The organism is Reyranella sp. (assembly GCF_965279625.1).
GTDB lineage: Bacteria > Pseudomonadota > Alphaproteobacteria > Reyranellales > Reyranellaceae > Reyranella.
On record NZ_OZ257251.1, the window covers coordinates 686,414 to 698,077 of the forward strand.

The 11,664-nt window shown below is 65.2% G+C and carries 12 protein-coding genes; 4 read left to right on the forward strand and 8 right to left on the reverse strand.

The genetic code is table 11. The features are described 5' to 3' along the window. Positions 1–4: 4 nt before the first annotated feature. Positions 5–751, reverse strand: a complete 747-nt coding sequence (locus ACQY78_RS03185; protein WP_428682674.1) for an SIR2 family NAD-dependent protein deacylase — start codon at positions 749–751, stop codon at positions 5–7. 95 nt (positions 752–846) lie between these two features. Between ACQY78_RS03185 and ACQY78_RS03190 the strand changes: the two genes are divergently transcribed. After that, positions 847–1,704: a polysaccharide deacetylase family protein gene (locus tag ACQY78_RS03190; protein ID WP_428682676.1), complete on the forward strand. Its 858-nt coding sequence runs from the start codon at positions 847–849 to the stop codon at positions 1,702–1,704. 95 nt (positions 1,705–1,799) lie between these two features. On the opposite strand, the gene ACQY78_RS03195 is transcribed toward ACQY78_RS03190, so the two are convergent. The 7 genes from ACQY78_RS03195 to ACQY78_RS03225 are packed head-to-tail and all read right to left on the reverse strand — an operon-like array spanning position 1,800 to position 9,310. Further along, the gene (locus tag ACQY78_RS03195; protein WP_428682678.1) at positions 1,800–2,591 is read right to left on the reverse strand and encodes a hypothetical protein; all 792 of its coding nucleotides are present in this window, start codon (positions 2,589–2,591) and stop codon (positions 1,800–1,802) included. Next, positions 2,588–3,469, reverse strand: a complete 882-nt coding sequence (locus ACQY78_RS03200) for a phytanoyl-CoA dioxygenase family protein (protein WP_428682680.1) — start codon at positions 3,467–3,469, stop codon at positions 2,588–2,590. Before ACQY78_RS03200 ends, ACQY78_RS03195 begins: the two co-directional genes overlap by 4 nt. Positions 3,470–3,482: 13 nt before the next feature. Beyond that, complete coding sequence (locus ACQY78_RS03205) at positions 3,483–4,277, reverse strand: enoyl-CoA hydratase (RefSeq protein WP_428682682.1); 795 nt, start codon at positions 4,275–4,277, stop codon at positions 3,483–3,485. A 2-nt stretch (positions 4,278–4,279) separates the two neighbouring features. Then, positions 4,280–5,458, reverse strand: a complete 1,179-nt coding sequence (locus ACQY78_RS03210) for a CaiB/BaiF CoA transferase family protein (protein ID WP_428682684.1) — start codon at positions 5,456–5,458, stop codon at positions 4,280–4,282. 21 nt (positions 5,459–5,479) lie between these two features. Continuing rightward, the gene (locus ACQY78_RS03215) at positions 5,480–6,541 is read right to left on the reverse strand and encodes an ABC transporter ATP-binding protein (protein WP_428682686.1); all 1,062 of its coding nucleotides are present in this window, start codon (positions 6,539–6,541) and stop codon (positions 5,480–5,482) included. Next, positions 6,538–8,271: an ABC transporter permease gene (locus tag ACQY78_RS03220; protein WP_428682688.1), complete on the reverse strand. Its 1,734-nt coding sequence runs from the start codon at positions 8,269–8,271 to the stop codon at positions 6,538–6,540. Before ACQY78_RS03220 ends, ACQY78_RS03215 begins: the two co-directional genes overlap by 4 nt. A 13-nt stretch (positions 8,272–8,284) precedes the next feature. After that, a complete protein-coding gene (locus ACQY78_RS03225; RefSeq protein WP_428682690.1) occupies positions 8,285–9,310 on the reverse strand; it encodes an ABC transporter substrate-binding protein in 1,026 nt (341 codons plus the stop codon). A 95-nt stretch (positions 9,311–9,405) separates the two neighbouring features. Here ACQY78_RS03225 and ACQY78_RS03230 point away from each other — a divergent pair, with 95 nt between their 5' ends. The 3 genes from ACQY78_RS03230 to ACQY78_RS03240 all read left to right on the forward strand — a co-directional run bounded on the left by ACQY78_RS03230 (position 9,406) and on the right by ACQY78_RS03240 (position 11,654). Continuing rightward, positions 9,406–10,011, forward strand: a complete 606-nt coding sequence (locus ACQY78_RS03230; protein WP_428682692.1) for a class I SAM-dependent methyltransferase — start codon at positions 9,406–9,408, stop codon at positions 10,009–10,011. Positions 10,012–10,302: 291 nt separating this feature from the next. Then, a complete protein-coding gene (locus ACQY78_RS03235; RefSeq protein WP_428682694.1) occupies positions 10,303–11,304 on the forward strand; it encodes an MmgE/PrpD family protein in 1,002 nt (333 codons plus the stop codon). After that, the gene (locus ACQY78_RS03240) at positions 11,277–11,654 is read left to right on the forward strand and encodes a hypothetical protein (RefSeq protein ID WP_428682696.1); all 378 of its coding nucleotides are present in this window, start codon (positions 11,277–11,279) and stop codon (positions 11,652–11,654) included. The genes ACQY78_RS03235 and ACQY78_RS03240 overlap by 28 nt, the downstream gene beginning before the upstream one ends. Positions 11,655–11,664 lie beyond the last annotated feature (10 nt).

Below are 11,664 nucleotides of genomic sequence, written 5' to 3' on the forward strand. Positions count from 1 at the left end.
CCGTTCAGTTCACGCCGATCGCATGGCTCAATGTCGAACCGATCTCCTTGTGAATGACCAGATCGGCATCGGCGTCCTGATCGGTCGGCTCGCGATTTACGATCACGAAGCTGGCGCCATTGCGGCGGGCAAGTTGCGGAAATCCGGCCGCCGGATAGACGACCAGGGAACTGCCCAGGACGATGAACAGGTCGCAGGCCAGCGTCTCCTCCTGGGCCCGCAACATGGGCACCTCGGGCATCGCCTGACCGAAGGAGATGGTCGCCGTCTTCACGATCCCTTCGCACTTTTCACAGATCGGCAGTGTGCCCTTCTCCAGGAAAGCCCTCCGGATCGGCGCGAGTTCGTGGCGGTGTCCGCAGTCCAGGCACGTGGCGTAGGTCGTATTGCCGTGCAGCTCGATGACCTTCGAATCCGGCACGCCCGAGCGCTGGTGCAGCCCGTCGATATTCTGGGTGATGATGGCGCTCATGCGGCCCTGCTCCACCAGCTTGGCGAGCGCGCGATGGCCGGCATTGGGCTCGGCCTTCAGCATGGTCTCGTCGGTGGCGAACTTGCGATGCCAAGACTCTCGGCGCATCTCGTCGGAGGCCATGAAGTCGTCGAAGTAGATCGGCTTGTATCGGGTCCAGATTCCCCCCGGCGACCGGAAATCAGGGATGCCGGACTCCGTCGAGATCCCTGCCCCGGTGAAGGCCACGATCCGCTGGGCCGCATCGATCATCTCACGCAGGCGTTCGGCTTCGTCCATCACTCACCTCCCTGGGCGGTCAGGATAGCATCGGGCGATGGGCGCGCGCGACAAACCGGCCTAGTCTTGGCCAACCCATTGCCGGAGCCGCCGCCATGCCGCGCCATATCGTCTGCCTCACCTTCGACCACGACCATCTCTCGAGTTTCATCGCCCGCGGCATGACCTCGCCGACGGCGATCTCGCGCGGCGAATACGACGTCGTGGTCATCCCGAGGCTCGTCGCCCTGCTGGAGCGCTATGGCATCAAGGGCACCTTCTTCACGCCCGGCCACACGATCGACAGCTCGCCGCAGGCCGTGACGCCCTATGTCGAGGCCGGCCACGAACTCGCCCATCACGGCTGGACCCACCGCCTGCCCGTCACCCTCTCGCGCGAGGAGGAGGAGGAGGAGATCGTCCGCGGCAACGACTCGATCAAGCGCATCAGCGGCCGCACCGCGCGCGGCTACCGTTCGCCGGCCTGGGATCTCTCGCCTCATTCGATCGAGCTGCTGCTGAAGCATGGCATCCAGTACGACAGCTCGATGATGGGCCACGACTACGACTGTTACTTCGCTCGCCAGGGCGACGTTGCCGAACTGATGAAGCCGTTCGTGCGCGGCCGCGAGACGCCCCTGCTCGAGATGCCGATCAGCTGGTCGCTCGACGATTTCCCGCACTTCGAATACATGCGCCTGCCCAACGGCTCGGTTCAGCAGGGCCTGATGAACGCCACGAACGTCCTCGACAATTTCGTCGACGACTTCACCTACATGACCCGCGTCCAACCCGACTTCGGCATCCTCACCTACACGTTCCATCCGCATGTCATCGGCCGCGGCCACCGCATGATGATGCTGGAGCGCCTGATCCAGCGCCTGATCGAGGGCGGCGCCGTCTTCATGACGATGGAACAGGCGATGGGAGAATGGCTCGCGCGCAACCACGATGCGCGTAAGGCTGGGGAGTAGCCTCTTGTCATCCTGAGCGAAGCGAAGGATCTCACGTCCGCCAAGGAGTCAGTTGGTCGTTCCGCAAGGTCCTTCGCTGCGCTCAGGACGACAGGTTAGAGCGGCGTGCCCCGTGCGACGCGGATCGCGCGGCAGATCGTGACCATCTTGCCGATGGCGTGGTCGACGAACAGGCCGACCGCCTTCTCGATTTCCACGGCGTGAGCCGGCCGACCGGCCGAGATCGCGCGGGCAATGTCGCCAGCAAGAGCGGCGGCCGTCCGGCGGTTGTCCAGGACGGCCCTGCGCAGCGAGCCGTCGGCGGCGACCGGGACCAGCGCTCCCTCGACCTTCACCAGGAACGCCGGCGCATGCGCCAGGTGGCGGTACATGCTGGCCAGGATCAGCGGGGTCGGCTCGTCGCCGAACTTGTTGAGGCGCAACACCAGCGCCCACGTCTCTGGGCTAACGTCTTCCTCGGAGGCGAGCTTGGGGAGGGCCAGGTCGGGCGCCGCCTTGCGCGGACCTGCCGCGATCGTACCGGTGCGATCCACCTCGCCGTTCAGCCAGGCGCGCAGGGCGCCCAGGGCAAACAGGTTGATCGTATTGGAATGGTCGTAGCTCGCCAGCACGGCATCGACGCTGGCCGGCTCCTCTCCGGCGAGAGAGGCCAGCTTCGGAATGTCCATCGTCCGGTGGAAGGCCGCCATGGCAGCGTCCGGCAGCCCGTCGAGATAGAGCGGCTTCACGGCGGCCCAGGCCCAGGGCAGCGCGCCCTCCATGGTCGCGAGATGGCGCCACACGAGGTTGACCACGCGCACGCCCACGGTCGTCCGGATGTCTGCAAAGAGATCGGCGATCTCGCCGGTGGCAGCGGCCTCCGTAATCGCTGGAAGGGGATCGCTCACTGGGCGGCCTGCTTCGATTCCTGTCCGATGACGGTGAAGAAGGATGCTGTTTTCGGCTGCTTTGGCAATTCGACCAGACCTTCCTTGAGACGGGCAAAGCGCGCCTCCTTGCCCCGTACGATGCGGCCTTCGTTCAGGCTGGGCATCGGATTGCGCGCGATCGGCACCGCGTCGGCGGCCGTATAGACGCAGATGTAGAGGCCGCGCGACGTGTCGGCCCCGTTGGCGGCCGAGCCGTGCAGCAGCCGCGTGTGCATCAGGCAGACGGTGCCGGCCCTGCCGAGGCAGGGGATCGACTGGCTGAGCGCCCTCTTCTCCTCGTCGGCCGCAACTGCGCCGGTGAAACGCTCGCCCTCGAACAATGACAGGACCGGTCCCTTGTGCGAGCCCGGCACCACGGTGAGACAGCCGTTGCTCTCGTCGATGTCGTCAAGGAACAGCAGCGCCGTCACGATGTCGTCGTTGGTGTGCGGCGTGTAGGCGAAATCCTGATGGTAATTCACCTCGGTGCGCGCACCCGAGAGCTTCAGGTTGATCTTGCAGTGGTGGAACTTCACGTCCGGCCCGATCAGGTCGGCCACCATGTCAACCATGCGGGCGTCGAGCATGACCTCGCGATAGGCGTCGGAGATATCGGACGGATTGTTGATCCGCCGCAGCGCGGGTTTCTCCGCGCTGTGCTCGGCGCCCATGTCGAAGCGCGGACGGCCGTCGACCGTCGGCGGCCCGAACGGCGCGGCGTGGGCCCGGCTCTGCTCGACCCAGCCCTCGATCTCGGCCTTCAAGGCGGCGAGCTGGGCCGGCGTGACGGCGTCCTCCACCATGAGATACCCGTCGCGCCAGAACGCGTCGCGTTGCTCCTGTGTCAGCACCGTCATCGCCGCCTCCCGTTCAGCGTCCCTTGAAGACCGGTTTACGCTTCTCCATGAAGGCCGTGCGGCCCTCGACATAGTCTTCCGAATCGAAGCACTGCTTCACCAGCCCGTTGAGGCGGGCGAAATCCGGCTCGCCGTCGAGGCGAGTCAGCTCCTCGATGGTGCGCTTGGCGGCATGCATGGTGAGCGGCGCATTCTCGCCGATCATCCGGCAGTAATTGTCGACGTAGGAATCGAGCTCGGCGTCGGGCACGACGCGCGTAACCAGGCCCATGCCGAAGGCTTCCTGGGCATTGAAGTGCCGGGCGGTGAAGAAGATCTCCTTGGCGTGGGACGGGCCCACGAGGTCGGTCAGGATCTTCAGGCCGCTCGCGCGATACCCAAGCCCGAGCCGGGCCGCCGGCACGCCGAACCGGCTGTTCTCCGATGCGATGCGGATGTCGCAAAGCAGCGACACCGCCAGCCCGCCGCCGATGCAGTAGCCGCGGATGCGGGCGATGGTCGGCTTGGAGCACCTGTGAAGGCGCCGGTTGGCCTGCTCGCCGATCTTGTCGTAGTAGGCGACCTGCTCGGGTGTGTTGCGCGCCTTCTCGAACTCCGAGATGTCCGCACCCGAGACGAAGGCCTTGTCGCCCGCGCCGGTGACGACCACGACGCGGATCGCCGGATCGTTCTCGAACTCGTCGAGAATGACCGGAATCGCCTCCCACATGTCGGTCGAGGTGGCGTTGTGCTTGTGCGGCTTGTTGAAGATGAGCCGGCCGACCGGTCCCACCTTCTCCGCGATCATGTTCGGCGTCGGGCTGATCATGCTCAGATCACGCCCCGCTTGCGGAAGTCGGCGATCGCCGCATCGTCGAACCCGGCCTCCTTGAGCACGCCGTCGGTATGCTCGCCCTGCTCCGGCGTCGCCGTCTTCATCTCGAAGGGCGTGCGGCTCATGGTGATCGCCTGGCCGATCAGCTCGATGTCGCCCAGCTTGGGCGAGTGCACAGGATGGGCCATCTTCAGGTGCTTGACCTGCGGATCATCGAACATCTCGTCCATCTTGTAGATCGGGCCGGCGGGCACCCCCGCCTTGTTGAGCTTCTCGACGAGGTCGGCGCTGCTGTATTGCGCAACCCGCTTGTTGATCTCGTCGTTCAGGGCGTCGCGGTTCTTGGCACGTCCCTTGTCGGTGCTGAACCGCTCGTCGGTGTAGAGTTCCGGTGAACCGACGGCCTCGCAGAACCGCTTGTAGATGTGACCGCCCGAGGCCGCGATGTTGATGTAGCCGTCGTTGGTCTTGAAGACGCCGGTCGGAATCGAGGTCGGGTGGTTGTTGCCGGCCTGGCCGGGCACTTCCTTGGACATCGTCCAGCGCGCCGCCTGGAAGTCGCACATCGAAATCATGGCCTGCAGCAGCGAGCTCGACACCCACTGGCCCTGCCCCGACGTCTCGCGCTCCAGGAGGGCGATCAGGATGCCGATGGCGCAATGCAGGCCCGCGCCCACGTCGGCCACCGCGATGCCGGCGCGCATCGGGCCCTCGCCCGGATTGCCGGTCACCATCATCAGGCCGCCCATGCCCTGGGCGATCTGGTCGAAGCCGGCGCGTTCGGCATAGGGCCCGTCCTGGCCGAAGCCCGAGATCGATCCGAGGACGATCCGCGGGTTCACCTTCTTCAGGCTCTCATAGTCGATGCCAAGGCGGAATTTCACGTCGGCGCGATAGTTCTCGACCACCACGTCGGCCTGCTCGACCAGCTTCATGAAGATGGCCTTGCCGTCCGGCTCCTTGAGGTTGAGCGTGACCGACCGCTTGTTGCGATGCAGGTTCTGGAAGTCGGGCCCGTGGCGCGGACCGCCCATGTCCATCTCGCCGGCGGACGGCGGCATCTCGACCTTGATGCAGTCGGCGCCCCAGTCGGCGAGGTAGCGCACGGCAGTCGGACCGGCGCGCACGCGCGTCAGGTCGAGGACTTTGAAACGGGCTAGCGGTCCTGCGGTCATGCTCTCACTCTACGTTTGGAACTACTCTACCCGTACCATGGCGGACGGCGCGATCTCCAGCCAGACGCGGCTGCCGACCTCGAAAACCACGGTCGGGGCGGTCGAAACGCGCAACGGCTTCGTGCCGCCCTGCGGACGAACCTGATAGTCCCAGTATTCCCCGAGATAGGAGCGGTCGACGATCTCGGCCTCGATCGCCAGTCCCGGACCGCCCGGCCTCTCAGGGGACAGTCCGATCGCCTGCGGGCGCAACGAATAGAGCAGATTGCCGCCGCCGGTTGCCCCCTCCAGCGCCGCGGCCGGCGCACCAAAGCCGTCGAAGCGCACCTCGGCGCCCTGCAAGGTGCCCTCGACGAAGTTCGTGCGCCCGATGAAGCCCGCCACGAACCGGCTCTTGGGACGTCCGTAAAGTACATGCGGGGCGTCAATCTGCTCGACCTTGCCCTTGTTCATCACAACGATGCGGTCCGACGTCACCATCGCCTCGGACTGGTCGTGGGTGACGTAGACCGTCGTGATCTTGAACTCGTCGTGGAGACGACGGATCTCGAACCGCATCTCCTCGCGCAGGTTGGCGTCGAGGTTGGACAGCGGCTCGTCGAGCAGCAGCACTTCGGGCTCAACGACGATGGCGCGAGCCAACGCGACGCGCTGCTGCTGGCCACCCGACAGTTCGGCCGGATAACGGCCCTTTAGGTTGCGCATCTGGACGACGTCCAGGATCTTGTCGACCCGCCGGTCGATCTCGGCACGCGGCAGCTTCCGCACCTGCAGGCCGAAGGCGACATTCTCCCCCACCGTCATGTTCGGCCAGATGGCGTAGCTCTGGAAGATCATCGACATGCGCCGATGCTCGGGCGGCACGACGCCCGAGGCGGAAGAGATCTGCTTGCCGTCCATCTCGATGGTGCCGCCGCTCGGCGGCATGAAGCCCGCGATCATGCGCAAGGTCGTGGTCTTGCCGCAGCCCGACGGACCGAGCAGGGACACGAATTCGCCCTTCGCGAGCTCCAGGGAGAAACCGGCCACCGCCTCGAATGCGCCGTAGCGCTTGGCGACATTTTTCAAAACAAGCTTGCTCATGTCGCGGTACGCCTCAGCATGAAATCGCGGCCCAGGGCCTTCTGGCCGACCCAGAGGAGCGGCAGGGTGAGGATCTGCAGGACCAGAGCGAGCGCGGCAAGGCGTTCGAAGTTCCCCTCCTCGCTCATATCGAAGATCATGACCGATGCCACCTTGGTGTTCGGCCCGTACAGGAAGATCGCCGCCGACAGTTCACGCGTCGCCGGGATGAAGATCAGCAGCCACGCGCCCATCATGTTGCGCTTGAGCAGCGGCGCCACAACGCGACGTAATGCCGTCAGACGGCTGCCGCCCAGCACACGGACCGCCTCCTCCATCTCGGGGTTGAGGCTGTTGATGGCGGCGCTGGCATTGACGTAGCCCACCGGCAGGAAGCGCGTGGTGAAAGCCAGGATCATGATCAGCGCCGTGCCATAGAGCGCCAGCGGCGGCGGCGCGTAGGCCGCATAGAAGCCGATCGCCAGGACGACACCGGGGATCACGAAGGGGGCCACGCACAGGAAGCCCAGCACGCCGCCGAACGGGATCAACCGCCGCGCCACGATGTAGGCCACGCCCAGGGTCAGGAACACCGCGACCGTGGCGCTGATGCCGGCATAGACGAAGCTGTTGATGATCGACTGCGCGGCCGTCGCGTGCTCGAACAGAATGAAGCGGAAGTTCGCGATGGTGATGTTGTCGAGCAGGAACCCGCGGCCCCAGGCCTTGGCGAAGGCCGACTGGATCAGGAAGATGTAGGGCAGGAATACCGCCAGGGTGGCGACGAACATGGCGTAGCCGAACACCATCCAGCGCCAGCGGCCCAGCAGGATCGGCCGGCGCTCGCCGCCCTTTCCTGTCAAGGCGACGAAGCCCTTGCGGCGCACGATCAGGCGCTGGACCAGCACCAGCAGGATCGTGACCCCGAGCAGCGGCATGGCGTAGGCCGCCGCGACCTCCACCCGGACCGGGTTGCCGAAGAACTGGAAGAGCTGCGTCGTGACGACGTTGAAGCGCGCCGGGATCGCAATCAAGGCAGGCGAGCCGAACAGCGCGATCGCTTCGAGGAAGCAGATGATCAGGCCGCCCAGTATCGCCGGGAGCGCCAGCGGCAGGGTGACCTTGCGCATCGTCCGCCACGGTCCCGCGCCCAGGATGTTCGCAGCGTCCTCCATCTCGGACGACACGAGCTCGAGCGCCGCGGTGGTGAAGATGAAGATGTAGGGGAACGAATAGAGCGCGATGACGACGGCGAGGCCGGTGAAGCTGTAGATGTTGAACGGTCCCGCCTCCGCCCCCGTCACCAACATGTAGAAGCGGTTCAGCCAGCCTGCGTTCGGGCCGGCCAGCAGGATCCAGGCGACGGCGCCCGTGTAGGGTGGCGTGATGAAGGTCGCCAGCACCAGCATGCGCGTGAGGCCGCGGCCCGGCATGTTGGTGCGCGCAACCGCCCAGGCCAGCGGCACCGCGAAGACACCGGCCAGCAGCGCGGACACGGCGCCGAGCTTCAGCGAATTGACCAGCGCCTCGACGTAGCGCGCGCGGCCATAGGCCGTGGCGTAGTTCGCGAAGGTGAACTCGCCGGTCCGCTCCGCCTGGAAACTGGTGATGACCAGATAGACGAACGGGCTCACCACCAGGAACAGGAGGACCGCGATGATCGCGATCCACAGAAGCCAGGACGAATCGAACCGGCTGGTGCGCACGGGGCGCACCGGCATCGTGTCGATCGCCGGAGCCGTTACGGACATGCTCAGGCGCGGATCAGTTGCCGAACGTGTCGCGCCACTGCTCGATCACTTCCGGAATGCCCTTGTCGACTTCCTGGACGGTCGGGCGGATCACCTTGACCTCGCTGATCGGCTTGGCACCCGGAGGCGACGGCACTTCGGGACGCAGCGGGATCAGGAAGTGCTTGGCGCTGATCTTCGCCGCCTCGATCGTGTAGAGATACTCCATGAAGAGCTTGGCGGCGTTCGGATGCTTGGTGCCCTTCATGATCGCCGAGGGCGAGATGATCAGGACCGATCCGTCGGAGGGATAGACCACCGCCAGCGGATTGCCGCGCGACGCGCTGAACAGGGTCGAGCCGTCCGAGCCCGCCGCAACCTGGCGTTCGCCCGAATTCAACGCCGTCACCGTGTCGTTGATCGAGCGGCCGATCTGCGGCTTGTTCTTCTCGAGCTTGTCGAAATACTGCCAGCCGTAGAGCTTCTTCATCGAGAGCACCCAGGTGCCGACATAGCCGGAGAAGCCCGGATGTCCGGTCGAGACCTTGCCCTTCCACTTGATGTCGAGAAGATCTTCCCACTTCTTCGGGGCGTCCTCGGCTTTCACCTTGGTGGTGTTGTAGGTGATGACGACCATGCCGGCCGCAGTGGTCTGAAAGAAACCATCGGGATCGAAGTTCTGGAAGACCGGAGAGATTTTCGACATGTTCTCCGGCACGTACTTGTCGAAACGGCCTTCCGACTTCAGGCGGGCATAGTGACCGAGGTCGGTCGACGAGAAGACATCGCAATTGGTCTGGTTGTTCTTGATGTCCTGCAGCAGTCGCTGATAGGCGACCTGCGCCGTCGTGCGCACGACGTTGACCTTGATGCCGTACATTTCGGTGAAGCCGCGGCCCAGATCTTCCGCCCCTTCGGACGTATAGTGCGCAACGTACCAGGTGAGCTCGCCTTCCTTCTTGGCGGCTTCGGTGAGGGCGTTCAGGTCCGCGCGTGCGGCGAGTGGCAGAAACGCAAGGGCCACGGCCATGGCCAAGACAAGGCTTCCCAACCTCTTCATGAATTCCTCCCGGAACATTGATTCATTTATTAGTAAGTTGCGATACGATCACACGACGCGCCACACGACAAGCGCGGGAGGCCAAGAGAACGCGCATGACGGAAAGCGATCGGTCGGCCGGCTGGGCCGCGTACTATCAACAGCTTCGCGACCGCCCTCCGCGCAAGACATTGCTCGCCGCGCTCGACGCGTTCGGCCATCCGCCTTCTGACGCCCTCGTCATCGATCTCGGATGTGGAGATGGCCGCGACGTGATCGAGGAGTTGCGCCGCGGCTGGCGCGTCGTTGCCGTCGATGCGGAGCCCGAGGCCCTGCGCCAGTTGCAGGCGAGGCCTTTGCCGGAAGGATGCGACGTCACGCCCGTCAACGCGCGACTCGAAGAAGTGCCGATCCCGCTCGGCGTCCATCTCGTCAATTCGAGCTTTGCGATGCCCCTCTGCGAGCCCGAGGCCTTCCGCCGAACCTGGCAGCGCATCCTCGAAGCCCTTCCCGCGGGCGGGCGCTTCTCGGGCCAGTGGTATGGCCCGCGCGACAGCTGGGTCGAACGACCTGGCATGACCTTCCTCTCGCGGGACGAGGCGGTCGCGTTGCTCCAGGGACTGGACCTCGAGATGTTCGAGGAAGAGGAATCCGACGGGGTCACACCACGCGGCAATGCCAAGCACTGGCACATCTTCCATATCGTCGCGAGGAAGCCATAGGCGGCTTTACGGGTCGCCCGCTCCGTGCGAGGCTCGACCTCCCATCAACATCGAAAGGAGGTGATCCTGTGAACTACACCATCACGACGCCGGCGATCTCAGCAGTTGCCGCCACCAGGATCGTTCCTGCAATGGCTTGGTGCTGCCGGTAACGGGGTCACCGATAGTCGGCACAAAGCCGCCTCCGGGCGGCTTTGTTGTGTCTGGGCCGTATCGTTGCGCAAAACCCCCAATGGTGGACAAGACGGCGGGTGGTGGCCGACACTTGCGCCATAAATTCAGGAGGAAAACATGGCAGCCGTCGTTCCGGTCACGGCCGAAATCGCCAAGCGCGCCGCCGCCCTTGCCTGGCAGGACCTGCCGGACGACCTGGTCGAACGCACCAAGCAGTGCCTGCTCGACTGGTTTGCCGTCACCGTGGCCGGTGCACAGGAGGAGCTGACCAGCATCCTGATCGCCGAGGCGCTGGAGGATGGCGCCAAAGGTCCCGCGACTCTCGTCGGCCGCTCCGAGACCGTGCTGCCCTCGACCGCCGCCCTGATCAACGGCGCCGCCAGCCACGCCCTCGATTATGACGACGTGAATTTCTCGATGGGCGGCCATCCCACGGTCACCGTCGTGCCGGCCCTGCTGGCGCTCGGCGAACAGACGAAGGCCTCGGGCCGCCTGTTCATCGAAAGCTTCGTCGCGGGTTACGAGACCTCCGGCCGCGTCGGCCGGCTCGTCTCGCCCAGCCATTACCAGAAGGGCTTCCACGTCACCGGAACCGTCGGCTCCTTCTCGGCGACCGCCGCTGCCGGCCGCATGCTCGGTCTCAACGACGAGCAACTTGCCGTGGCCTTCGGCATCGCCGCCACCCAGGCCGCCGGCCTCAAGTCGAACTTCGGCACCATGTGCAAGCCGCTGCATGCCGGCACCGCTTCCGAGCACGGGCTGCGCGCCGCTCGGCTGGCCGCCAGAGGCTTCACCGCCCGCGGCGATTCCCTCGAGTGCGACCAGGGCTTTGCCTCCTCGCAGAGCGACCACCTGAACGCCGAAGCCGCGCTGGGTGAACCGCCCTCGGGCTGGCACCTGCGCAACAACCTCTTCAAGTATCACGCGGCCTGTTACCTGACGCACGCGCCCATCGAATGCGCCAAGGAAATCCGGCTGAAGAACAATTTTCCGCCCGAGCGGGTGCAGAAGATCCTACTGCGGATCGACTCCGGCGCCGACAAGGTCTGCAACATCCCCAATCCGACCACCGGCCTCGAACCAAGTTCTCGTTGCGCCAGACCGTGGCCATGGCGCTGACCGGCGTCGATACCGCCAATCTCGATTCCTACAACGAGGCCGTGACCCAGGAGCCCCGCATCAAGGAGCTGCGCGACAAGATGGCGATCGAGTTCCAGCCGCACTGGGCGCACTCGCTGGCCGAGATGGCGATCCAGCTCGACGACGGCACGACCATCGAGGTCACCCACGATTCCGGCATCCCCTGGGCCGACCTCGAGAAGCAGCGGCAAGCGATCGAGACCAAGTTCGACAGCCTGGTGACGCCGCTGCTCGGCCCTGCCGGAGCCCGTCGCCTGCACGATGCCATCGAGCGCATCGACAGCCTGGACGACGTGGGCGAACTGGTGCGTGCGTCGGCGAAGAATTGAGCATATTTCT